The organism is Chitinolyticbacter albus, from assembly GCF_024437655.1.
GTDB lineage: Bacteria > Pseudomonadota > Gammaproteobacteria > Burkholderiales > Chitinibacteraceae > Chitinolyticbacter > Chitinolyticbacter albus.
In genome coordinates this window covers 64,113-88,394 of the sequence record NZ_JANBVF010000014.1, presented here as the reverse complement: position 1 = coordinate 88,394, position 24,282 = coordinate 64,113, and the positions used below count along the sequence as shown (strand labels likewise).

Sequence of the window (24,282 nt, the reverse complement as noted above, 5' to 3'; positions counted from 1 at the left end):
ATCGTTCTTCTATATCGAAGCCGGCGCCTGTGTCGCCGTGCCATCCTGTGTAAGCCAATCCCTCGCAGCATCCACATTGGGGAAAAGCTCGATTTCGCCGTCGGAAAGCAGCTGGTTCAACCAGGCGGACCAGGTGACCCACTGATCGTCGGTCACCACGGCAACGCGTCCGAAATCCCGCTTGTGCTCGCGGGTGAATCGGACCTCCTCGACGGCCATGTCTAGCGTATAGCTTATCATCTCCGTCAGATCGAACAATAGATTGGCGTGTCCATGGAAGCGTATTTCATACAGCACGTCCTGTGCGAACTCGCGGAAATCCGCAATGGTGAACTCGCCGATCACCGCGGCATGCACGTAGTGCTGCTCGTGGGTAATGCTGATCATGATGGCCTCCGACTCGACAGGGCTAGTTTGTCAGCATAGCTCGTCGCTGCCCGGCGCGGCAGTACCGTCAATACCCTTTCAGCGGTTAAAGGCGCTGCAGATCGATCAGCAATTGCCGTGTATGCAAGGGGGGCATACCGACCAGGCTGCCTATCAGCTGCCGCATCAAACCCTTGCTCTGGGTCAGCATGGTTTCAGTGGGCTCGCCGGCCAAGGCCAGCAGCACGCTGCCTGCAACGCCATCCGGTGCCGGCTCCAGCCCTGAGCCTGGCACGAAGCGATAGGCAAGCTCAGGCTCAATCGGCTGGCCACGGGCAGTGTGGCGCCAATCGGGTGCGTACCCGAGCTCGGCGAGCAGTACGAGTTCGAAACGACGCAATATGGGCTCGAGCATTGAGCCCGCATCGCGCGGCAACATCGCCAGCGCCCGGATAGCATCGAAATAGGCGGCGAAGAGCCGTGGCTGCGGCACCTCGCGTGGCAGCAGGCGCAGCATGAGCTCATTCAGGTAGAAGCCACATAACAGGGACTGCCCAGCCAGCTGGGGGATGCCGCCCTGCCATTCCGCCGCATGCAGCGTGCGGACTTCGCCGCCGCCAAACCACGACAGCAACAGCGGCTGAAAACCCAGCAGCACGGCACGTGCTTGCGACCCGGGTCGCTGTGCGCCGCGTGCCACGATGGAGAGCCGGCCGTGGTCACGCGAGAACACGTCGAGCAGGCGGCTGGTCTCGCGCCACGCGTGCTGGTGCAGCACGAACACCGGCTGGGCGTCGACCCGCGGGGTATCGGCGCTCGCCTTGCGGCGCGGTTTGCGCGGCTCGACCATGGCGCCTTATTCGAAACCTTGCTGCCGCAAGACGCGCGTGTCGTCGGCCCAGCCGCTCTTTACCTTGACCCAGACTTCGAGGTAGACCTTGGCCTCGAACAGTTTTTCCATGTCGAGCCGCGCATCGGTGCTGATGCGCTTGAGTTTCTCGCCATTCTTGCCGATCAGCATCGCCTTCTGGCTATCGCGATCGACCAGTACGGCGGCAAAGATGCGACGCAATTCGCGCCCATCCCTGGTTTCTTCTTCGTCGAACTTCTCGATCTCGACCGTCATCGCATACGGCAATTCATCGCCCATCAAGCGGAAGATCTTCTCGCGCACGATTTCGGCGGCGAGGAAACGCTCGTTGCGATCGGTGACCTGGTCCTCGGCATAGAGCGGCACCGATTCGGGCAACAAAGGCTGCACGGCGGCGAGCAGCACGTCGAGTTTCTGTGCCTTCTGCGCCGAAACCGGCACGATGGCGGTGAAGTCGCGCACGGCGGAAACCTTTTCGATAAAGGGCAGCAAGGCAGCCTTGTCGGCCAAGGTATCAACCTTGTTGATCACGAGCAGTACCGGACGACCTGGAGGCAACAGCTTGAGCACCGCTTCGTCGTCGGCGCCAAAGCGCCCTGCTTCGACGACGAACAGGATCACGTCGACATCGGCCAGCGTCGTCGTGACGTTGCGGTTCATCGCAAGGTTCAGCGCATTGCGGTGCCGGGTCTGGAAACCAGGCGTATCGACGAACACGAACTGCGTAGCCTCCGTCGTCAGCACGCCCGTGATCCGGTGACGCGTGGTCTGCGCCTTGCGCGAGGTGATGCTGAGCTTGAGGCCGATCAGATGATTGAGCAGCGTCGACTTGCCGACATTGGGACGGCCAACAATGGCAACGAAGCCGCAGCGATAGCCGGCGGCGATTTCTTCAGACATGGAACTTCCTAGTCAGGCAGGCTCAGAACAGCTTGGCCTTGCCCGGGTAACGATCTTTCAAGGTACCGAGCGCCTCGGCGGCGGCGGCTTGCTCGGCCACGCGCCGGCTGGCGCCCGTGGCACGGGTTTCGATGGCGAGCGGCTCGACCTTGCACGCCACCTCAAACGATTGGTTGGGGGAATCCCCCTCCTGTCGCAGCAACAGGTACTGCGGCAGCGCGACACGACGCGCCTGCAGCCACTCCTGCAAGGCGGTCTTGGCGTCCTTGAGCGCACGCTCCGGATCGATGGCCGCGATACGCGGCGAAAACAGCCGCTCGACCACACCTTGGGCGGCGTCGAATCCACCATCGAACCAGACGGCGCCGAACACCGCCTCCAGCGCGTCGGCCAGAATGGATGGGCGACGGTGCCCGCCACTCTTTAACTCGCCCTCACCCAGCGAAAGATAATCGCCGAGTTGCAACTCATTGGCCACTTCGGCCAATGCCTCCTGACAGACGAGGCTGGCCCGCAAACGCGACAGCTCGCCCTCGGTCAATTGCGGAAACGCCAGGAACAGCGCACGGGCGACGACGGCATTGAGCACGCTGTCGCCGACGAACTCGAGGCGTTCGTTATGGGTACTGGAATGACTGCGGTGCGTCAGCGCCTGTCGCGCAAGCCGGGTGTCGGAAAAGACATAGCCGAGCACCTGCATCAGGCGCTCGGCTGGCAGAACAATGCTCACTCTATCGTGCTCGAAGAGGCTTCGGCTTCGAAATCGAGCAGTAGGCTGATATTGCCAACCAAGGGGACGACCTTTTCGTAATTGGCACTGAGCGTCGTTTTGCCACCCGCTTGCAAAATGACGATATCCTGCGGTTGAACCGACGTGATATAGCCTATTGTGGCCTGTTTGGAAAAGGCTTCAAGTATCGCGGCACGATTGCTGTTCGCGTGCTCCTGAACCACGGACTTCAACGCTTTCTTCACGCCAAAGTATTCAACATAGGCCGGCACCACCTTGAAGCCGGTGATCAACACCAGCGCCACCACGATGGCGATGATGATGAAACCGACGAAAGACAAACCCTTCTGCGCACGCATATCCTGTTCTCCCTTATGCCGTTCAGCGTATTGCAGTGCCGATACGACCCAATTGCTTGTAATTGAACCAGACAAAGAATGCGCGGCCCACCACGTATTCATCCGGCACAAAGCCCCAGTAACGGCTGTCGGCACTATGGTCCCGATTGTCACCCATCATGAAGTAGTGGCCCGCTGGAACCTGACAGACAAAGCCGCTGTCATCATAGCGGCAGTATTCGCGCCCGGGGAAGTTGCGCACCTGGGATTGGTCGATCCAGGGGCGATCCGGCACGACAAACGTATCGTACTGTTTGGTCGCTGTCGCTTCACGCACACGCAACACATCCATATTGGCAAAGCCTTCGGCATATTCGTCCGGCCCCACCACCTCGGCGGTGACGAGCTTGCCGTTCACGGTCAGCTTCTTGTCGCGGTATTCAATGGTGTCGCCGGGCAAGCCGACCACCCGCTTGATGTAGTTGATCGCCGGGTTTTCCGGATAGTTGAACACCATCACGTCGCCATGCTGCGGCGCGCCCACCGGGATCAGCACATTGTTGATGATGGGGGTGCGAATACCGTAGGCGAACTTGTTCACCAGGATGAAATCGCCGACCACGAGGCCCGGCCGCATCGATGATGAGGGGATCTGGTAGGGCTCGACCAGGAAGGAGCGCAGCAGGAACACCACTAGGATCACCGGGAAGAAACCGCGACCATACTCGACCCAGTCGCTCGGCCGTGCGCCCTGGCGCTTCTTGGCGAGCACGAACTTGTCCACCGCCCAGATCACGCCGGTGACCAAGACAAAAATCAGCATCGCGGCGGCAATCGAGAAGAAGTTCACCAGCAGGATGAATACGCCGACGATGACGGCAAGATAACCGTACTGCACCAGTTGCGGCGGCTCGTCGCCCTTGCGTTCATGCTTGGCGCCGACCACCGAGAGGACGACGCCAAGCACAGCCAGTACGGCGCCGATCAGTTGCCAGTTCATGCGGTTTCCTTGTTATGTTTATTTGTCGCTGACCTGCAGAATGGCGAGGAAGGCCTCCTGCGGGATTTCCACATTGCCGACCTGCTTCATCCGCTTCTTGCCAGCCTTCTGCTTTTCCAAGAGCTTCTTCTTGCGGGTGATATCGCCGCCGTAGCACTTGGCCAGCACGTCCTTGCGCATCGCCTTCACGTTTTCGCGGGCGATGATGGTGCCGCCAATGGCGGCCTGCACCGCCACTTCGTACATCTGCCGCGGGATCAGCTCGCGCATCTTAGATACCAGTTCGCGGCCACGATAGACGCTGGTCGAGCGGTGGATGATCAGCGAAAGCGCATCGACCTTTTCGCCGTTCACCAGCACGTCGACCTTGACGAGATCCGCTGCCTGGAACTCCTTGAACTCGTAATCGAGCGAGGCATAGCCGCGCGACACCGATTTGAGCTTGTCGAAGAAATCCATCACCACTTCGGCCATCGGCATGTCGTAGGTCAGCATCACCTGCCGGCCCATGTACTGCATGTTGCGTTGCGCGCCACGCTTCTGGTTGCACAGCGTCATCACTGCGCCGACGTATTCCTGCGGCATCAAGATGGTCGCGGTGATGATGGGCTCGCGGATTTCCTCGTATTTGCCGGGTTCCGGCAGCTTGGACGGATTCTCGATATGCGTGACTTCGCCGCCCTTCATCACCAACTCGTAGACCACGGTCGGCGCCGTGGTGATGAGGTCCATGTCAAACTCGCGCTCGAGCCGCTCCTGCACGATTTCGAGGTGCAACAGGCCAAGGAAGCCACAACGGAAACCAAAGCCCAGCGCCTGCGACACTTCGGGTTCGAACTGCAGTGCAGCGTCATTCAGCTTGAGCTTGGTCAGCGAATCGCGCAGCGACTCGTAGTCGTGGCTTTCCACCGGATAGAGGCCTGCGAACACCTGTGACTTCACTTCCTTGAAGCCGGGCAAGGGCTCGGTCGCCGGCGTCTTGGCCAGCGTGATAGTGTCGCCGACCTTGGCGCTGGCCAGCTCCTTGATGCCGGCGATGATGAAACCCACTTCACCGGCGCGCAACACCTCGCGCTGCAGCGACTTCGGCGTGAACACGCCGACCTGCTCGCACAGATGCTGCGCCTTGGTCGCCATGAACTGTATCTTGTCCTTGGGCCGGATCTCGCCGTCGACCACGCGCACCAGCATCACCACGCCGACATAGTTGTCGAACCAGGAATCAACGATCAGTGCCTTCAACGGGCCATCGGGATTGCCGCTGGGCGGTGGAATCTTGCTGACGACTTCTTCCAGGATGTCTTCGATACCGATTCCGCTCTTGGCCGAAGCGCGCACGGCGTCCGCCGCTTCAATGCCGATGATTTCCTCGATTTCCTGCGCCACGCGCTCGGGCTCGGCCGCCGGCAGATCGATCTTGTTCAGCACCGGCCGTACTTCGACGCCGAGCTCGATCGCGGTGTAGCAATTGGCCACCGTCTGCGCCTCGACGCCTTGCGAGGCGTCGACCACCAGGAGCGCACCTTCGCACGCCGACAGCGAGCGGCTCACTTCATAGCTGAAGTCAACGTGGCCCGGGGTGTCGATCAGGTTCAGGTTGTAGATCTGGCCATCGCGCGCCTTGTAGGTCAGCGCCGCGGTCTGCGCCTTGATGGTGATGCCGCGCTCTTTTTCGATATCCATCGAATCGAGCACCTGCGCGCTCATCTCGCGCAGTTCCAGCCCGCCGCAGTACTGGATGAAACGGTCGGCCAGCGTGCTCTTGCCGTGGTCGATGTGGGCGATGATGGAGAAATTGCGAATGTGCTTCATGAACGGCCGGTCAATCCAGTAAAAAGGGCACGCAACGCGTGCCCTTGCTGCTTTTGGTTAATGCGCGATTCTAGCGGAATTTCGCCAGGCATTCATCCAGCGCGGCAAGATCGAGGTGGTAATGGCAGATTTCCACGTCGTCTGGGTCGGCCAGCACTGGCACCAGCTCGTCAAAGCGCGCCTCCAGCAACGGATCGTCATCGACATCGACCCAGCGCACGGAAAAGCCGCGCGCCGGTGCGAGTTCCGCCAGCTGGTCGCGCATGGTCAGGCACAGGCCGCAATACTCGCGGCCATACAGCGTCAGCGCAATCACTTGTCCAGCGCCTTCAGCGAAACGAATAGCGATCCGCCCTGACGCAATACGCGCAGCGCCAAGGTCTGGCCGGGCTTGAGCGCGTCGAGCGCCTTCTTCAACTGATCCGAGCTGCTCAGTTCCGCGCCCCCGATGCCAACGATCACGTCACCTTGCATGATGCCGGCGCGCGCCGCGGCACCGTTGGCCCCGACCACACCAAGGCCAAACTTCACGCCCAGTTCCTTGAGCTGGCGTGCGTTGAGCTCACGCACCGACAGGCCGAAGCGATTGCTCTCTTCCTTCTTGCCGCCGCGATACTCGCGGCCGGCGCTGGCCCGATCGGCCTGGTCCATCTCGCCCACGGTCACCGCCAACTCACGCGCCGATTTTTCGCGCCACACGGTCACCTTGGCCACGGCACCTGGTTTCATTTCGGTGACAAGACGCGGCAGGTCGGAGCTGGTCACCACGCTCTGGCCGTTGAACTTCTGAATGATGTCGCCCGGCTTCACGCCAGCCTTGTCGGCGGGGCCGTCTTTCTCCACCGACGACACCAGGGCGCCGTTCGCCTTAGCCAAGCCAAAGCCCTTGGCCAGTTCCTCATTCACTTCCTGGATGGCGACACCGATCTTGCCGCGCGAGACCTTGCCGTGTGTCTTCAGCTGCTCGGACACCTTGAGCGCCACATCGATGGGAATCGAGAACGACAGCCCCATGAAGCCACCCGAGCGGCTATAGATCTGCGAATTGATGCCGACCACCTCGCCCTTCATATTGAAGAGCGGGCCACCCGAGTTGCCCGGGTTGATCGCCACATCGGTCTGGATAAAAGGCACGTAGGCCTCGTCGGGCAGGCTGCGGCCCTTGGCCGAGACAATGCCCGCCGTCACCGTATTGTCCAGGCCGAACGGCGAGCCGATCGCGACTACCCATTCGCCCACTTTCAATTGCTCGGAATCGCCCAGGTCCACCTTGGGCAGGTTGCTCGCCTCGATCTTCAGCAGCGCCACATCGGTGCGCGCGTCCGAGCCAACGACGGTGGCCTTGAACTCGCGCTTGTCGCCCAGCTTGACCTTGATCTCGTCGGCTTCGGCGATCACGTGCGCATTGGTCAGCACGTAGCCGCCGCTATCGATGATGAAGCCCGAACCCAGCGACTGGGTCTGCCGCTCGCGCGGCCCCTGCGGCCCCATCGGCGGGATCGGAAAGCCGAAGCGGCGGAACAGGTTGAGCGTGTCCTCATCGAGACCACCGGCCTCCGGCCCATCCTCGCGCACGGTGCCGGTGGTCGAGATATTGACCACCGCCCGTCCTTCCTTCTCGACGAGCTGGGTGAAATCAGGAAGCGCCGCGACAGGCGCGGCAAGGGTTGCGCTGGCGGCCAACGCCAGAACACCGGTCAACAAGCAGGCTTTGATCGACATAGGTTCCATGGTTGTGGTTGGGCTAGGGACAAATTCAAGGTGAGCTTGCCGCCTGGCATTCAGCCTGATCGGCGAGCAGGACTCGTGCCGTGGGCCAGCGCCTGCGCCAGCCTAGCGAGGCCAGCGCCAACGCAAGCAAGGCGAATGAAACAGCAGACCAGGGCTGCCAGGCCCTTGGGGCCAGATACTCGCCAGCGGCGGCGCCCAGCAGCAGTGCCAGCGTCGGTACGCCGTAGGCCCACCAGGCGGCGCGCCAGAGCGTGCCATCAGGGATGGCAAGCCGCACTGCATCACCGGCACATGCCGAGCTGGAGTGACACCGAAACAGCCGCTGGGGATGGGCAAATGCGCGCGACAGCGCGAGCGCACGACAACCGGTTTGCGGTTCGCAATGGCCACAGGGGCTGTGCGGTCTGAGCGCAACCAGGACGGTATCCCCTTCACGGGCCTGCACCTTGGCCTCGGTCACGATCCAGCCTGTCATTGCGGCTCCACATCCTCTGCCGCTTCCCGCGGCACGTAGGCGTTGCTGAGCATCTGTACGGTTTCAGCCGGTACCTGGCCCACGACGGTCAGCACGGACGAGCCCAGCGGGCGGCTGAAAAAATTGATTCCACCCTGTTGCTGCAATACCGGCTGCATCGCGCGGGTCATCGGTTCGATGAATACCGAGACGGTCACGAGACCATCGCTGTACAGATGGTGGGTGACCGGGCGGCTCTTGGACCACAGGCTGCGCTTGGCCTTGATCAGCCGAAAACCGGCCGGCGTCGATTTCACCTCCCAATCGGGATCACGCAACCGTACAGCCTCGCCATCGCCGTTCTCGATCGGCAGCGTGCGCAAGGTGTGGTTGGGCTTGAGCAGCTTCTTGTCGATGGTCCCGCCGATCTGGATCTGCGAAAACGCGAATAATTCGACCAGTTGCTTGCGATCGTCGACCATCACCGATTTGAGCATCAGCCCCGTTTCCGGGTGTATCCAGTAGCGATGCGGATAGCGGAAGCGATCGCGTGGCTCAAACTCGTAGATGTCGGCCGGCACGCCCGCCACGCGGGCACTGCCAACGCGCCGGACTTGATATCCGGTCAGCATCTGCGTTGATTGTTCAGGCCATTGCCGCGGGAACAACTTGGACATCAGCCGGCGATCGAGCGCCGGCGGGTAGGTATCCTCGGGCAGGAACAAGCCGACCTTCTCGCCTTCGCGCAGCAGCTCCAGCTGCGGGCCGTCCAGCGTCTCGCGTCGTTCGATATCCTTGCCGCCGTCGGCGGCATGCACCACGCGCACGGTTTCAAAACGGTCGCCGAACTGGTGCACATAGATGCCGTGGTAACTGGTGGTACGCGGTGCGTTCGCCACCTTGTGCACCAGTTGCCCCGCCTCTGCATGGCTGAGCAAGGGGTGCGGATCGGCGGCCAGCAGGGCGGCACTGGTCAGCAATGCGGCACTGGCCAGCGAACAGACGTGTGCAATTCTCATTGAGCGCTTGGGGCCGGATCGTAGGAGGCTTGCATCAGCTCGCGGCCATCAAACGGCCCGCCCGAGTCATGGCGGTGGGCGGCGACGTAATCCTGCATGCGCATCACATCGAGCCCGCCGTCGGCCGTGGCCAGCGTAGTGGCAGGTACCGCTTGCGGGTCAGCCCGGTAGGCGCCGTAGTAAGCCTGCCAGCCGACGACGCTGACCAAGGCGACCGACGCCGCTGCCGACAAGGGTAGCAACGCGCGCTTGAGCAGCGAACGTTTCTTATGCGGCACCAGCACGATGGGCTCGGCGGCCAGACGCTCTGAGAAACGCTTCATGAAATCGGGGGACAGCAGCGGGTGCGCCTGCATGGCATCGCCGACCAGATGCCAATCCTGCCATTCAACCCGAAGGTCGGGGTCCGCGGCAAGATGGGACAGCAGGGCGTCGCAGTCATGCCCGTCCAGCTCGTTGTCGATCAGTGCAGACAACTGCTCTTTCATGGTGGAAAACCCTCTTATCGTTCCGGCCTACCAACGCCGGTCTTTGCCGACCGAGTCGAGCAATGGCTTCAATTTTGCCGAAATCGCCTCACGGGCGCGAAAGATTCGTGACCGCACTGTACCAATCGGGCAATTCATGACGCCTGCGATCTCTTCGTATGACAAGCCTTCCATTTCGCGCAAGGTGATCGCGGTACGCAACTCGTCAGGCAAGGTATCGACGACTTCGTTCACGGTTCTGACAATCTCGCGATTGGCAAGTTCAGACTCCGGCGTGTGGTAGTCCGGCACCTGGGACGAAGGATCGAGCACGTCGCCCTCTTCGTCCTCGAAGTCGGCGGAAAGTTGCGGCCTGCGCCCAAGGGAAGCGAGGTAATTTTTGGCGGTATTGATCGCGATGCGATAGAGCCAGGTGTAAAAGGCGGATTCGCCGCGAAATGACGGCAACGCGCGATAGGCCTTGATAAAGGCCTCCTGGGTCACATCCTCGATTTCCGCCGGATCGCGGATCAGGCGGGACAGCAGCCGCGCGATGCGGCGCTGGTATTTGGCGACCAGCAGCTCGAAGGCACGCTTGTCCCCAGTCTGGGCGCGGGAGACCAGCTCCTGGTCGATCTCCCGTTCGGTGCGTTTCTCCAATGCGTCGCTCCGTGGCTCGGCCCGCATCGGGCGGGCTCTCTTATCGTCATTCTGTTTGAAGTTGGGTGGTCTGCCGCGAATTGCAAGTGGCGATCGGTGGCAGGCACGCAGCCGACAACCGCTCTGTTATATTCGCTCGCCAGTGCATCCACCAGTGAATATGAACAAGCCATGCAGCAATTCGACGTCCTGATCATCGGCAGTGGTCTCGGAGGCATGACCATCGCGCTCAATCTGGCGGACCGGCTCCGCGTCGGCCTCGTCACCAAGCGCCAGCTGCGCGATGGCGGCAGCGGCTGGGCCCAGGGCGGCATCGCCGCGGTGCTGGACGGGCAGGACAGCATCGAGCTGCATATCAAGGATACCTTCGTCGCCGGCGCCGGGCTGTGCGATCCGGCAGCCACCCGCTATATCGTCGAGCACTCGAAAGATGCCATCGACTGGCTGATCGCGATGGGAGTTCCCTTCACCCGCGACGATTCGGGGGAAACCAGCTATCAGGGCTTCCATCTCACGCGTGAAGGCGGCCACAGCCACCGTCGTATCATCCACGCGGCCGACGCCACCGGCGCTGCCGTCATCGACACGCTGGCACTCAAGGTGGCGGCGCATCCCAACATCACGGTGCTGGAAAACCATATCGCGCTCGACCTGATCACCGACCGCAAGCTGGGCCGGGATGGCGAGCGCGCCTGGGGCGCCTACGTCTACGACATCGACACCGACCGCGTCGAAACGGTGCTCGCCAGCCACACGGTGCTGGCTACGGGTGGCGCTGGCAAGGTCTACCTCTACACCAGCAATCCGGACGTCGCCACGGGCGATGGCATCGCCATGGGTTGGCGCGCCGGCTGCCGGGTCTCGAACATGGAGTTCATCCAGTTCCACCCCACCTGCCTCTACCACCCGGACGCCAAGTCCTTTTTGATCACCGAGGCGGTGCGCGGCGAAGGCGGCATCCTGCGCCTGCCCGATGGCACGCGCTTTATGCCGCAACATGACGAGCGCGCCGAGCTCGCGCCGCGCGACGTGGTCGCCCGCGCCATCGACTTCGAGATGAAGAAGGGCGGCTACGACTGCGTCTACCTGGATATCAGCTACAAACCCGCGCGCTTCGTGAAAGAGCACTTCCCGACCATCTACCAGCGCTGCCTGGAACTAGGCATCGACATCACCAAGGAGCCGATCCCGGTGGTGCCGGCCGCGCACTACACCTGCGGTGGCCTCGTGGTCGACCTTAAGGGGCAGACCGATGTCGCCGGCCTCTATGGCGTCGGCGAAGTGGCCTGCACCGGGCTGCACGGCGCCAACCGGCTCGCCAGCAATTCGCTGCTCGAATGCATGGTGCTGGGCAAGGCGACGGCGCAAGCCATCCTGGATGCCGGCCCGATTGCGTTGCCGCAAGTGCCGGAATGGGATGAAAGCCAAGTCACCGACCCAGATGAAGAGGTGGTGATCTCGCACAACTGGGACGAATTGCGCCGCTTCATGTGGGATTACGTCGGCATCGTACGCACCAACAAGCGGCTGGAGCGCGCGCTGCATCGCATCACGCTGCTGCAGGGCGAGATCGACGAGTACTACAGCAATTTCCGCGTCGCCAATGATCTGATCGAGCTGCGCAACCTCGTCACCACCGCCGAGCTCATCGTGCGCTGCGCGCTTGCCCGCAAGGAAAGCCGAGGCCTGCATTACAGCCGCGATTACCCAGGCATGCTGCAGCAGGCCACGCCCACGGTGCTCGCGCCGTGACAATGACGGCCGATTCCGTTGCTGCCGAACAGCCCGGGCTCGCCACCGCCGGTTTGAAGGCGCTGCACTTTCGCCACAGCTGGCGACCCTATCAGCAACGCATCCTCGACGCCGTGGATCGCCATCTGAGCGACGACCGGCTGCACGTGGTGGCTGCGCCAGGCTCCGGCAAGACCACCCTCGGCCTGGAGGTGATGCGCCGGCTCGGCAAGCCAACGCTGATCCTGTCCCCGACCCGCACCATCCGCGACCAGTGGCTGAGCCGCCTGGCGGATTTCCTGCCGGCAGGCGCACCGCTGCCGGATTGGCGCAGCAACGATCTGGACGCGCCCGGGCTGGTAACCTCCATCACCTACCAGGCGCTGCACACCCGTCACCGGCAGGCCGAAGCCGCAGCACCGGCGGATGCCGAGGAAGAGGTCGAGCAAGCCGACGACGCGCTGTCCGGCGACGAGATCGCCAGCCTGGTACCACAACTGCACGCCGCCGGCATCCGCACGCTGTTGCTGGACGAGGCACACCACTTGCGCGCGCAGTGGTGGAAGGCCTTGAGCCAGCTGGTCGAATCGTTACCCGGCCTCACCGTGGTCTCGCTGACCGCGACCCCGCCCTACGATGCGATCGGCCCCGAGTGGGAACGCTACCGCCAGCTGTGCGGCACCATAGACGAAGAGATTTCAGTACCCGAGCTCGTCAAGGCCGGCACGCTCTGCCCACACCAAGACTATGTGTGGACGGTGCGGCCACATCTCACCGAAACGGCGCAGGTACGCGCGTACGAAGCAGCGGTGCAGACACTGCTCGACACGCTGGCGTTGGATGACGTGCTGCTGCACGGCGTGCTGCAGCACCCCTGGCTGACCGCCACCATCGTGGACGAAGACGCGATGCTCGACGAGCCTGAACTCGGCGTCGCGCTGCTGAGTTATTTGGTGCTGCGCAATCGGGAACTACCGATCAGCCTGATGCACACGCTCGATTTCACCCCGGCAGACTTGCCGCCACTGGATAGAGCCGGCTGGCAGTGCTTGCTCAAAGCCTATCTGTTCGACAAGGACTGGCTGCTGGACGATGCAGGCCAGTCCCATCGCAAGACGCTGGCCAGCCGGATGCGCGCGGAACAGCTGCTGTGGCGCCAGGAGTTGCGCCTGTTGCAATCGCGCCTCGTCAAGGCCCACCTGACCTTGAGCTCGGCCAAGATCGGCGCTTGCCTAGAGATCCATCGCGCCGAACGCCAGTTACGCGGCGATCAGCTGCGGCAAGTGATCCTGACCGATTTCATCCGCGACGGCGTTCACGGCGACACTCCGCCGCTGGGCGCCTGGCCGGTGTTTCACCACCTGGCCGCCCAGACAGATGCCACCGATCTGGCCCTGCTGACAGGCAGACTGGTCATCGTCTCCGGCCACCTGTTGCCCGTGCTGGCCACGCTCAACCCCGCGCCGCGCTACACCGCCACCCCGTTGTCGCCAACTTCAGCGTACGTGCGCCTGGACGGCGACCATGCGCAACTGGTTCAGGCATTGACCGTGTTGTTGCAGGCCGGCCATATCCGCACGCTGGTCGGCACGCGCTCGCTGCTGGGCGAAGGCTGGGACGCGCCCGCAGTCAATTCGCTGATTCTTGCCAGTTTTGCCGGCTCGTTCATGTTGACCAACCAAATGCGCGGCCGCGCCATCCGCATCGATCGCGAGCAGCCGGAAAAGGTCGCCAGCATCTGGCACATCGTCGCGATGGAGCCGCATCTGGCATCTGGACAATTCGATCAAGACGAGCTGGCATCGCGTTTTTCCACCTTCGTGGGCCTGCATCAAAGCAAACCGGTCATCGAGAGTGGGCTGGCCCGGCTGGACCTGCCGCGGTTCAAGGCCGAGCGCGACAGCAATCAGGCCATGCTCAAGCGACTGCAACAGATCGATCATCTGAAGTCGCGCTGGGATCAGGCCATCAGCACCGGTGAAGTGGCACGCATCATTCCCACGCTGGAAACCGGCTCGCCGCCAAGGCTGGCGCCGGTCTGGTTCTTCCGTACCCTAAGCTACCTGTTGCTGCAAGCGGTGGTGATCGCCGCCGTCATCGTGTATTTCTCGCTGGTGGGCAGCGTGTTTAGCGGCAATCTGGCCCCAGGCCTGTTTCTGCTACTGGGCGCAGCGACGGGATCGTGTTTCGTGCTGCCCAGGCTGGCCAAGGCGGCCATGCTGTGGTGGCGCCATCTGCCCATCGATGGCAGCGTTGCCCAGATCGCACAGGCGCTGCGGGATGCAATGTGTGAGTGCGGCCAGCTGGCGGGCGGCCCCGCCGAGTATCCGCTGGCCACCTACAGCGACAGCGGCATCGTCTATGCAGCGCTCACCCGAGGCAGCTTTTACGAGCAGGCACTGTTTGCCGACAACCTTGAGCAACTGCTGTCGCCGCTGGCCAGCCCGCGCTACCTGATTACCCGTCACGGCCGGGGCCTTAGGACCGGGCAAAGCGATTTTCACGCCATTCCCGCGTCGCTCGGCGCGCGCAAGGAGCATGCGGAGGTTCTGCTGCGGCACTGGCAGCGACGGGTGTCGCCCGGTGAATTGATCCACGCCCGTGGCCCGGAAGGACGCAAGCGCCTGCTTTATGCCCGCAGCCATGCCTTTGCCAATGCCATGGCGCCGCGCCCCCGCCGCCAGGATCGCTGGCAATAGCCATGCTCAGCACGCTCGCCATCGCCAACTACCGCTCCTTGCGCAACCTGATCCTGCCGCTGGGTCGGCTCAACGTGATCACCGGCGCCAACGGCAGCGGCAAATCCAGCGTGTATCGGGCGCTGCGACTCCTGGCCCAGACCGCGCAAGGCGGTGTGGTGCGGGCACTGGCGCACGAAGGCGGGCTGGAATCGACCTTGTGGGCGGGCCCGGAAACCATCAGCCGGGCGATGCAGCGTGGCGAGGTGCCGGTGCAAGGTTCCGTGCGGCAGGAGCCGGTGAGCCTGCGGCTGGGCTTTGCCGGCGAGGATTATGGCTACGCGATCGACCTCGGCCTGCCGCCACCGATCCCGTCCACCATGTTTTCCAGCGATCCGCAGATCAAGCGCGAAGCGATCTGGGCGGGCGCGTTCTACCGGCCGGCAAGTGCGTTGGTCGAGCGGAACAACCACGTGGTGAAGCTGCGTGATGGTCGCGACTGGCGGGTGCTGCATCGCGAGGTTCCGTTATTCGACAGCATGCTAACCTACTGCGCCGATCCGCAATCGGCGCCGGAAGTGTTACGCCTGCGCGAGACGGTGCGTAATTGGCGCTTCTACGATCATTGGCGCACCGACGCCGACGCGCCAGCCCGCCGGCCGCAACTCGGCACGCATACGCCGGTGTTGTCGGACGACGGCTCAGATCTCGCTGCCGCGCTGCAGACCATCCTAGAGATCGGTGACGATGCGGCGCTGGTTGCGGCCATAGCCGACGCCTTTCCCGGAGCGGCGGTGACGATAGAGAACATCGACGGCCGCTTCGTACTGGCGATGCAACAGCCCGGCCTGCTGCGGCCGTTGCGCGCCGCCGAGCTCTCCGACGGCACATTGCGCTACCTGTTGCTGATCGCCGCCCTGCTCTCCCCGCGCCCGCCACAACTGTTGGTGCTCAACGAGCCGGAAACCAGTTTGCACCCCGATCTGCTGCCGGCGCTCGGCCGCCTGATCGCGGGCTGTGCCGAGCAGACGCAGCTTATCGTGGTGTCGCATGCCGCGCGGCTGATCGCCACGCTGACCCGTGAGGATGGCTGCAACGCGCTGGTCCTCGATAAGGAACTGGGACAGACAGTGGTGAGCGGCCTGGCGGACCTCGAACGGCCCGCCTGGTACTGGCCTGAACGCTAGGGTCTAGCAGTTTAACGACGCTGGTAGCTATCGCGGATACGCAAGGGGTCGGTCGGCGTATCGAGCGCGGCCTCGACCTTGGGCACGGCCGGCGTCGGATCGACCGGACCAACCGGGTCGACCGCGACACCCACCTGGGTCACCACCGGATTGCTGCCATTGACCGCCACGCCATACACCATGAATGGCTGGATGTGGGTCGACGCCTGATCCAGCCGATCGTGCAGCAGCGCGGCCGCCAGCGGATCCGGCTGCGGCGCAGTGACCACCGTTTGCTGCTGCACCACTTCGTTCAGCGCCGCCCGTGCGAGAAGCGCCTGTGCAGTTTCCGGCGGTACGGTGCCATTTTCCCGCGCGAGCGCTTCCGGGCTGAGCCCGGCCACACCGCGGCTGCGGGCAAACGCCAGCGTCGACACCGCAAGCGCGTCGTCCGGGACTGGCTCATCCTGAAGCGGCGCATTCGGGAACGGCTCGATCACGACAGCCTCATCGGCGGAAGGCGTCGCCGCGGCAGGATCGGTCGCAGTGGCTTGCTGCGCCTGTTCGATCTCGTCGATCCGTTGCGCACGGGCCTGCGCCTCGATACGGGCCAGCCGCTGCAGCTCGATGGTATCCAGCACCTCGGCCACGCGGTCCGGTTGCCGGTTCACTGCAGAGATCGGGTCGACTGCCATGGTGCGCTCCTGACTTCGGCTCTCCATCTAGGTCGGGCGCACGCCGCCAGAGTGCCCCAATGCCACGCGGTACGCCGACGGACGGCACTATTGCTTGAGCACCCACTGCGCCAGCAGCTTGGCTTCTTCCGGTGTCACCGCCTGCGGCGGCATCGCCATCGCGCCCCAGTTTCCCTTGGAGCCAGCACGGATGCGCTCGGTCAGGCGGGCGGCAGCACCCTTATCGCCCTTGTAGCGCTTGGCAATGTCGCTGTAGGCCGGGCCAACGATCTTGGCCTTGGCCGCATGACAGGCCATACAGGCCTTCTGCGCCGCCAGTTTGGCGGGTTCCACCGCCATCGCGCTGGCGCTTGCCAGCATCAGCCAGCTCAGTCCCATCCAGATTACCCGCATCACCCCCTCCTCGCTTGCACCCCTTACAATGACATACTGTGCCACGGCGCCTTGCGCCGCCAACTTGATGCCGGTCAGACGCCGCGGACTACATGGATTATTTTCCGATCTTTCTCGATCTCAATGCCCAGCCCTGCCTCGTGGTCGGCGGTGGCGAAGTGGCGCTACGCAAGGTCTCGCTGCTGCTGCAGGCCGGTGCCCGTGTCACCGTCGTCGCACCGACGTTGTGCACCGCGCTGACAGAACGCGCCGGCCGGGGCGACATCGCCCATCTTGCGCGCGACTGGCGGGACGGCGATCTCGCGGGCCAACGGCTGGCCATCGCCGCCACCGACAACACCGAAGTCAACGCGGCGGTCCACGCCGCCGGCGAAGCGGCTGGCGTGCTGGTCAACGCCGTGGACTCCCCTGCCCATTGCCGCTTCATCGTCCCGGCCATCGTCGATCGCTCCCCGCTGGTGCTGGCGATTTCCAGCGGCGGCAACGCGCCGGTCTTGGCGCGGCAGCTGCGCGCGCGGATCGAGGCCTGGCTGCCTCACGGCTACGGCGTGCTGGCGCGGCTGGCCGGCACCTTGCGCGAGCGAGTAAAGGCCCGATTCGCCGACGAGCGCGCCCGCCGCCGTTTCTGGGAGATCGCACTCGATGGCCCGGCCGCCGAGAAAGCGCTGGCGGGCGACGAGGCCGGCGCCACCGCCGCGCTGGAAGTCGCCCTCGCGGCCAGCGACGATAGCGCGCTGGCACGCGGCGCGGTCTACCTGGTCGGCGCGGGGCCCGGCAACCCGGATCTCTTGACCTTTCGCGCGCTGCGGCTGATGCAGAAGGCCGACGTGGTGCTGTACGACAACCTGGTATCGCCCGCCATCATGGAGCTGGTGCGGCGCGATGCCGAGCGGGTCTACGTCGGCAAGAAGGCGAGCAATCATGCGCTGCCACAGGAGGAAATCAACCAGCTGCTGGTGCGCCTAGCCCAAGAAGGCAAATCGGTGCTGCGACTCAAGGGGGGCGACCCGTTCATCTTCGGCCGCGGCGGCGAGGAGATCGAGGAGCTGGCCGCGCACGGTGTCGACTTCGAGGTGGTGCCCGGCATCACCTCGGCCGCCGGCGCCTCTTGCTACGCCGGCATCCCGCTCACGCACCGCGATTACGCCCAGTCGGTCACCTTCGTCACCGGCCACCGGCGCGGCGACGCGATTGAGCTGGACTGGGCTCGGCTGACGAGCGATGGCGAAACCGTCGTGGTCTATATGGGCGTGGCTCAAGCCCCCCGCCTGTGCGCCGAGCTGATCGCCCATGGCCGCGCTGCCGATACACCCGCCGCCGTAATCGAAAAAGCCACACTACCCGAACAGCGCACGGTGATCGGCACGCTCGCCACGCTGCCCGGCCTGATCGAAGAAGCCGGCATCAAGCCGCCGGCGCTGATCATCATCGGCGGCGTGGTCACGCTGCACGACAAACTGGGTTGGCGGGGACCTGTCGCGCCTGCTACACCCAGGCATACCGCCTGACACGCGTTACTTGTCATTTATACTCGGCACTACCCCTCGGTTTGCAAACGGGAGTCCAGATGCGCATTGCGAGCTTTTCCCGCATGGGTTCCGCCGCCCTGGTCGTGCTCTGTGCCGTGCTGCTGCTCTGGCAGCACTTCGGCATGAATCGGGTATTGCGCATCGATGGCAACAGCGGTTATTCAGTCGAGGTCTCGGACGATCGCAGCAACGGCGGGCAATCGGTCGCCACGCTCAAGCGGCAAGGCGGCGCCTACCTCGTCGATTGCCAGCTCTCGGACAGCTACGAGTGGCCATTCTGTGAGCTCGGCATCACGCTGGCCTCTGAGCCGGAAAAGGGGGTCGACCTCTCGCGCTTTGACAGCATCTCGCTCCACGTCGACTACCGCGCCCCCGGCTCGCGCAAGCTGCGACTGTTCCTGCGCAACTTCGATCCGGCCTATGCCGATGCCGGCAAGCAAGACAGCTGGAAGATCAACGAGATCAACTTTCGTCCCCAGTCCGGCGGGCAGTTACTGGAGATCCCGCTACAGAACTTCAACGTGGCGAGCTGGTGGCTCGCCAACCAGGACATCGCGCCAGAACACGCCGCGGTGGACCTGCGCCACGTGCCGCGAATCCAGCTCGCGACCTCGGGCCTGAAAGAGCCGGGCCCGCATACGCTGCGTGTCGATTACCTGGAGCTGCACGGCAAATGGCTGTCGCGCGAGCAACTGGCGTTGGTGCTGCTGGCGTTGTGGGTCGGCGCGAGCTTTATCACGCTGCTGTTCGACATGCGCGCGATGCGGGCGCGGCTCAGCCGCAGCCGCCGTCGCGAAGAGGAGCTGCGCACGCTCTCGCGCGCGCTCAAGCTGGAAAACCGCGTGATCGGCGAGATGGCCAAGCGCGATCCGCTGACCGGTGTGCGCAACCGCGCTGGCATCCGCGACGAGCTGTTTCGCGAAGCCGAACTCGCCCGCCAGTCCGGCCACCCGCTGGCGGTGATCTTCGCCGACATCGATCATTTCAAGGCCATCAACGATACGCACGGGCACGATGTCGGCGACGTGATCCTGAATCAGTTCGCCCGCGAGACCGGCAGCCAGATCCGCAATGGCGACTACCTGGTGCGCTGGGGGGGCGAGGAATTCGTCATCATCTGCCCCGATACCTCCTTGTCCGCGGCCTCGTTGCTGGCTGAAAAGATCCGTGGCCAGCTTGCGGAACACCCCTGGCACAAGGAAATCGAGGTCACCTGTAGTTTTGGCGTGACGGTGATGCGCGATGAACCCATTGCCGACTGCCTCAAGCGCGCCGACGAAGCGCTGTATGCCGCCAAGCGCAACGGCCGCAATCGCGTCGAAACGGCCGCGTGAGCAACACCCCTCGCCCGCTTGAAAAGCGTGATGCCACACCCAGATAGTGAGCAACCACAGCCATATCAAGGTGAACCGCCATGCGTTTCGACAAGCTCACCACCAAGTTCCAGCAAGCCTTTGCCGATGCCCAGAGCCTCGCGCTCGGCAACGATCATGCCTACATCGAACCCCAGCATCTGCTGACTGCGCTGCTTGGCGATCCGGATTCCGGCGCCATTGCGCTCTTGGCGCGTGCTGGCGTCAACGTCGTGCCGCTGCAGAACGCGCTCAGGGATGCCATCGCCCGCCTGCCCAAGATCGAGGGCACCGGTGGCGAGATCACGGTCTCCAAGGAACTCGCCAACCTGCTCAACCTGGTCGACAAGGCCGCGATCAAACGCGGCGACGCCTTCATTTCCAGCGATCTGTTCCTCCTGGCACTGATGGACGACAAAGGCGAGGCCGGCCGCCTCTTGAAGCAGCATGGCGGCAAGAAGGACGCCATCGAAGCAGCCGTCGACGCGGTGCGCGGCGGCGACAGCGTGCAAAGTGCCGAGGCGGAATCGCAGCGCGGCGCGCTCGGCAAGTACACCATCGACCTCACCGAGCGCGCCCGCGCCGGCAAGCTCGACCCGGTGATCGGCCGCGACGACGAGATCCGTCGCGCCATTCAGGTATTGCAACGCCGCACCAAGAACAACCCGGTGCTGATCGGCGAGCCGGGCGTGGGCAAGACCGCCATCGTCGAGGGCCTCGCGCAGCGCATCATCAACGGCGAAGTGCCCGAATCGCTCAAGTCCAAGCGGGTGCTGACGCTCGATCTCGCCGCGCTCCTAGCCGGCGCCAAGTATCGCGGCGAATTCGAGGAGCGGCTGAAAACGGTGCTGGGCGAGCTCGCCAAGGACGAGGGCAACACCATCGTCTTCATCGACGAGATCCACACCCTGGTCGGCGCCGGCAAGGCCGAAGGTGCGCTCGACGCCGGCAATATGCTCAAGCCCGCGCTGGCGCGCGGCGAATTGCATTGCATCGGCGCGACCACGCTCGACGAGTATCGTAAATACATCGAAAAGGACGCCGCGCTGGAGCGCCGCTTCCAGAAGGTGCTGGTCGACGAGCCCAGCGTGGAGAGCACCATCGCCATCCTGCGCGGGTTGCAGGAGAAGTACGAAATCCACCATGGCGTCGACATCACCGACCCGGCCATCGTCGCCGCGGCCGAGCTCTCCCACCGCTACATCACCGACCGCTTCCTGCCGGACAAGGCGATCGACCTGATCGACGAGGCGGCCAGCCGCATCAGGATGGAGATCGACTCCAAGCCCGAGGCGATGGACAAGCTCGAGCGCCGGCTGATCCAGCTGAAGATCGAGCGCGAGGCGGTGAAGAAGGAAAAGGACGAAGCCAGCCAGCGCCGCCTTGGCCTGATCGAAGAGGAAATCGCCCGGTTGACCCAGGAATACTCGGACCTCGAAGAGGTCTGGAAGGCCGAGAAAGCCGTCGTGCTCGGCTCGCAAGCGGTGCGCGAGGAAATCGAGCAGGTGAAGATGGCGATGGATGCCGCCCGCCGTCGTGGCGAATGGGACAAGGCGTCCGAATTGCAATACGGCCAGTTGCCGCAGCTCGAAGCCAAGCTCAAGGCGGCCGAGGCCAAGGAAGCCGGCCCGGAGACCAAACCACGGCTGCTGCGCACCCAGGTCGGCGCCGACGAGATCGCCGAGGTGGTCAGCCGCGCCACTGGCATTCCGGTTTCCAAGATGATGCAGGGTGAGCGCGACAAGCTCTTGAAGATGGAGGATGCGCTGCACCGCCGCGTGGTCGGCCAGGCCGAGGCAGTGCGGCTGGTGTCCGACGCCATCCGCCGCTCGCGCTCAGGCCTGGCGGACCCGAACCGGCCCTACGGCTCCTTTTTGTTCCTGGGCCCCACCGGGGTCGGCAAGACCGAGCTGACCAAGGCGCTGGCCGAGTTCCTGTTCGATACCGAGGAGCACATCGTGCGCCTCGATATGAGCGAATTCATGGAGAAACACTCGGTGGCCCGGCTGATCGGCGCGCCCCCCGGCTACGTCGGCTACGAGGAAGGGGGTTATTTGACCGAGGCGGTGCGCCGCAAACCCTACAGCGTGATCCTGCTAGACGAGGTAGAAAAAGCGCATCCGGACGTGTTCAACGTGCTGTTGCAGGTACTCGACGATGGCCGGCTCACCGATGGCCAGGGCCGCACCGTGGATTTTCGCAACACGGTGATCGTGATGACGTCCAACCTTGGCAGTTCACAGATCCAGCTGATGGCCGACGAGGATTACCAGCTGACCAAGCTGGCGGTCCTGGCCGAAGTGAAGGCGCATTTCCGGCCCGAATTCGTCAACCGCATCGACGAGATCGTGGTGTTCCACGCGCTCGATGCCGCCGCGATCCGCAATATCGCGCGCATCCAGCTATCGCGGCTGGAAAAACGGCTGGCGCAGCTGGAGATCGGCTTTACCGCAAGCGATGCCGCGCTCAATCTCGTTGCCGAGGCCGGCTTCGATCCGGTCTACGGCGCACGACCACTCAAGCGCGCGATCCAAACCGAGATCGAGAACCCGCTGGCCCGCGCCATCCTAGCCGGCGAGTTCGGCGCCAAGGATGTGGTGGCAGTCGACGTAGTCGAGCGCAAGCTGGTGTTCCAGAAGCACTGACGTCGACCCGGGGGCCCGTGCGGTGCACCCGTTACAGCGAGCGCTCGAAGTGGCGCACCAGCTGATGCAGCGCTTGCGACACCGCGGACAGCTCGGCCGCTGCACGGCCCACGTCGTCGATCGAGGCATGGTTGCGCTCGGCCAGCGTGCTCATGCGCTCCATATTGCTCGATACCTCGTGCGCCGCCCGGGTCTGCTGGTCGAGCATCGCGTTGATATCGCGCGCGGTCGCCTCGACGCCGCGGCTGGCGGCCTCGATCTGCGCCAGCGAATCGGCAGAGGATTCGATCAGCACGGTGCCGTGCTGGACGAACTGCCGCGCCGAGCGCATCACGTCGGTGGCGCCCTCGGTGCGGGTCTCGATGGCGCGGATGGTATCGGTGATGGTGCCCGTCGAGACACTGGTGCGTTCAGCCAGCTTGCGCACTTCATCGGCGACCACGGCGAAGCCACGGCCGGACTCACCGGCACGGGCTGCTTCGATCGCGGCATTGAGCGCCACGAGGTTGGTCTGGTCGGCGATCTCGCGGATGGTCTGGGTAACCGTGTTGATTGCCTGCACCGAGCCTGCCAACTCGTCGAGCGCCCGGCTGGCCTCGTCGACCACGGTCACGACCTGGTGAGTGGCCTGCCGCGCCTCGCGCATCTGCATGCCGCCGCGGTCGGTCAGCGCCACCGTCTGCGTGGCGTGACCGGCGCTGGTGCGAGTGGCATCGTGAATCTCGCCGACCGATACGGTCAGCTGCTCCAGCGCTGCGGCGACGCCAGCCACCCCTTCCGCCTGCTGCTGCGCCTGGTCCGCCAGCACCCTGGCGTCACCCGCTGCACCCGTGGCCTGCTGTTCCACCCGCCCGGCGGCAGACACCACATCGGCCATCACCGCGCGCAAGTTGATGCGCATCGCCTCGAGTTGCAGCAGCAGTTGGGCAAACTCCGCTGGCGCGTGGGTCGGCACACTGGTGCGGAAATTTCCTTCGGCCAGGCAAGCAAACGCCGAGGAAAGAGCCTGCAGCGGCTGGCGCCAGCTCGCAAGCAGCCAAGCGCCGCCACCCAGCGCCGCCAGCAACCCGGCGGCAGCGAGCGGCCAGCGCGCTGCGGGCCAGGCCAGCGCGATCATGAGGGGCAGCACACTCGCCGCCAGCACAGCCGCGAGGCGCCAGCGCAGCGCCAGCGCCTGTGGCCAACGCGTGGGTGTAAAGGTGCGTTGGCCGGCATTGACCGCGGCATACAGCGCCTGCGCAGCGGCGATCTGCTCACGCGTCGCGGTGTTGCGCACCGACATGTAGCCGATATGCCGGCCCTCTTCCATCAACGGGGTGACAAAGGCCTCGACCCAGTAATGATCCCCGTTCTTGCAGCGGTTCTTCACGATGGCGCGCCAAGGCTGGCCCGATTGCGCGGTTCGCCATAGGTCGGCAAACGCCGCAGGCGGCATGTCCGGATGCCGCACCAAGTTATGCGGAGCGCCGATCAATTCGTCGACGGAAAAGCCGCTGATGTCGATAAAAGCGGGATTGGCGTAGGTGATACGGCCTTTCAGGTCGGTCTTGCTCACCAATGGACGACGGGGATCGACCTTGACTTCGTGCTGGGTCACCGGTTCGTTGCGTCGCATGGATACTCCTCGAAATGGCACCGTCGGCAACGACGGCCAGCAATATTAGAGAAATATTATTTTTCGATCTTGCGATGGCGCAAACCATCGCGGAAGGCCACGCGACAAGCATGGCTGCTGTGCGCGTTGA

Annotated in this window: 22 protein-coding genes; 6 read left to right on the top strand and 16 right to left on the bottom strand. The window is 64.0% G+C overall.

Translation table 11 applies throughout. The features are described 5' to 3' along the window. Positions 1-9: 9 nt before the first annotated feature. The 13 genes from NLI84_RS10315 to rpoE form a co-directional block, all read right to left on the bottom strand. On the bottom strand, positions 10-387 hold the full coding sequence (locus NLI84_RS10315; protein ID WP_255990005.1) for a SpoIIAA family protein: 378 nt from the start codon (positions 385-387) through the stop codon (positions 10-12). Positions 388-472: 85 nt separating this feature from the next. Beyond that, on the bottom strand, positions 473-1,216 hold the full coding sequence (recO, locus tag NLI84_RS10310; RefSeq protein ID WP_255990004.1) for a DNA repair protein RecO: 744 nt from the start codon (positions 1,214-1,216) through the stop codon (positions 473-475). A 6-nt stretch (positions 1,217-1,222) separates the two neighbouring features. Further along, a complete protein-coding gene (gene era / locus NLI84_RS10305; RefSeq protein WP_255990003.1) occupies positions 1,223-2,137 on the bottom strand; it encodes a GTPase Era in 915 nt (304 codons plus the stop codon). A gap of 22 nt (positions 2,138-2,159) precedes the next feature. Then, positions 2,160-2,837 (bottom strand): ribonuclease III, encoded by a 678-nt coding sequence (gene rnc, locus NLI84_RS10300; RefSeq protein WP_255990021.1) that lies wholly within the window; start codon positions 2,835-2,837, stop codon positions 2,160-2,162. 26 nt (positions 2,838-2,863) lie between these two features. Continuing rightward, the gene (locus NLI84_RS10295; RefSeq protein ID WP_255990002.1) at positions 2,864-3,226 is read right to left on the bottom strand and encodes a DUF4845 domain-containing protein; all 363 of its coding nucleotides are present in this window, start codon (positions 3,224-3,226) and stop codon (positions 2,864-2,866) included. Positions 3,227-3,248: 22 nt separating this feature from the next. Next, positions 3,249-4,205 (bottom strand): signal peptidase I, encoded by a 957-nt coding sequence (gene lepB, locus NLI84_RS10290; RefSeq protein WP_255990001.1) that lies wholly within the window; start codon positions 4,203-4,205, stop codon positions 3,249-3,251. 18 nt (positions 4,206-4,223) lie between these two features. Continuing rightward, positions 4,224-6,017 (bottom strand): translation elongation factor 4, encoded by a 1,794-nt coding sequence (gene lepA, locus NLI84_RS10285; protein ID WP_255990000.1) that lies wholly within the window; start codon positions 6,015-6,017, stop codon positions 4,224-4,226. Between the two features lie 70 nt (positions 6,018-6,087). Then, positions 6,088-6,333 carry a glutaredoxin family protein gene (locus NLI84_RS10280; RefSeq protein WP_373316934.1) on the bottom strand — a complete coding sequence of 82 codons (246 nt, stop codon included), beginning with the start codon at positions 6,331-6,333 and terminating at the stop codon, positions 6,088-6,090. Then, positions 6,330-7,739: a DegQ family serine endoprotease gene (locus NLI84_RS10275; RefSeq protein WP_255989999.1), complete on the bottom strand. Its 1,410-nt coding sequence runs from the start codon at positions 7,737-7,739 to the stop codon at positions 6,330-6,332. The genes NLI84_RS10280 and NLI84_RS10275 overlap by 4 nt, the downstream gene beginning before the upstream one ends. 34 nt (positions 7,740-7,773) lie before the next feature. Continuing rightward, positions 7,774-8,223 carry a SoxR reducing system RseC family protein gene (locus NLI84_RS10270; RefSeq protein ID WP_255989998.1) on the bottom strand — a complete coding sequence of 150 codons (450 nt, stop codon included), beginning with the start codon at positions 8,221-8,223 and terminating at the stop codon, positions 7,774-7,776. After that, positions 8,220-9,221, bottom strand: a complete 1,002-nt coding sequence (locus tag NLI84_RS10265) for a MucB/RseB C-terminal domain-containing protein (protein WP_255989997.1) — start codon at positions 9,219-9,221, stop codon at positions 8,220-8,222. Before NLI84_RS10265 ends, NLI84_RS10270 begins: the two co-directional genes overlap by 4 nt. After that, positions 9,218-9,709, bottom strand: coding sequence for a sigma-E factor negative regulatory protein (locus tag NLI84_RS10260; RefSeq protein WP_255989996.1), 492 nt, complete (start codon positions 9,707-9,709; stop codon positions 9,218-9,220). The genes NLI84_RS10265 and NLI84_RS10260 overlap by 4 nt, the downstream gene beginning before the upstream one ends. 27 nt (positions 9,710-9,736) lie before the next feature. Beyond that, the gene (gene rpoE / locus NLI84_RS10255; RefSeq protein ID WP_255989995.1) at positions 9,737-10,375 is read right to left on the bottom strand and encodes an RNA polymerase sigma factor RpoE; all 639 of its coding nucleotides are present in this window, start codon (positions 10,373-10,375) and stop codon (positions 9,737-9,739) included. 144 nt (positions 10,376-10,519) lie between these two features. On the opposite strand from rpoE, the gene nadB reads away from it, so the two are divergent. From nadB to NLI84_RS10240, 3 genes are read left to right on the top strand one after another with little or no spacing between them, the layout of a single operon-like run. Continuing rightward, on the top strand, positions 10,520-12,100 hold the full coding sequence (gene nadB / locus NLI84_RS10250; protein ID WP_255989994.1) for an L-aspartate oxidase: 1,581 nt from the start codon (positions 10,520-10,522) through the stop codon (positions 12,098-12,100). A 2-nt stretch (positions 12,101-12,102) separates the two neighbouring features. After that, positions 12,103-14,778 carry a DEAD/DEAH box helicase family protein gene (locus NLI84_RS10245; protein WP_255990019.1) on the top strand — a complete coding sequence of 892 codons (2,676 nt, stop codon included), beginning with the start codon at positions 12,103-12,105 and terminating at the stop codon, positions 14,776-14,778. Between the two features lie 2 nt (positions 14,779-14,780). Further along, positions 14,781-15,944, top strand: coding sequence for an AAA family ATPase (locus tag NLI84_RS10240; protein ID WP_255989993.1), 1,164 nt, complete (start codon positions 14,781-14,783; stop codon positions 15,942-15,944). A gap of 11 nt (positions 15,945-15,955) precedes the next feature. Here the strand turns inward: NLI84_RS10240 and NLI84_RS10235 are convergent, their stop codons facing one another. Then, entirely contained in the window at positions 15,956-16,618 is a 663-nt protein-coding gene (locus tag NLI84_RS10235) for a hypothetical protein (protein ID WP_255989992.1), read from the bottom strand. Positions 16,619-16,705: 87 nt separating this feature from the next. Continuing rightward, positions 16,706-17,011 (bottom strand): c-type cytochrome, encoded by a 306-nt coding sequence (locus NLI84_RS10230; protein WP_255989991.1) that lies wholly within the window; start codon positions 17,009-17,011, stop codon positions 16,706-16,708. A gap of 92 nt (positions 17,012-17,103) precedes the next feature. Here NLI84_RS10230 and cysG point away from each other — a divergent pair, with 92 nt between their 5' ends. The 3 genes from cysG (at position 17,104) to clpB (ending at position 22,537) form a co-directional block, all read left to right on the top strand. Then, positions 17,104-18,519 carry a siroheme synthase CysG gene (gene cysG, locus NLI84_RS10225; protein ID WP_255989990.1) on the top strand — a complete coding sequence of 472 codons (1,416 nt, stop codon included), beginning with the start codon at positions 17,104-17,106 and terminating at the stop codon, positions 18,517-18,519. A 59-nt stretch (positions 18,520-18,578) separates the two neighbouring features. Continuing rightward, positions 18,579-19,874 (top strand): GGDEF domain-containing protein, encoded by a 1,296-nt coding sequence (locus tag NLI84_RS10220; protein ID WP_255989989.1) that lies wholly within the window; start codon positions 18,579-18,581, stop codon positions 19,872-19,874. Positions 19,875-19,954: 80 nt separating this feature from the next. Then, the gene (gene clpB, locus NLI84_RS10215; RefSeq protein WP_255989988.1) at positions 19,955-22,537 is read left to right on the top strand and encodes an ATP-dependent chaperone ClpB; all 2,583 of its coding nucleotides are present in this window, start codon (positions 19,955-19,957) and stop codon (positions 22,535-22,537) included. Between the two features lie 31 nt (positions 22,538-22,568). Here clpB and NLI84_RS10210 read toward each other — a convergent pair whose 3' ends face one another. Beyond that, positions 22,569-24,152, bottom strand: a complete 1,584-nt coding sequence (locus tag NLI84_RS10210) for a methyl-accepting chemotaxis protein (protein ID WP_255989987.1) — start codon at positions 24,150-24,152, stop codon at positions 22,569-22,571. Between the last annotated feature and the right edge of the window lie 130 nt (positions 24,153-24,282).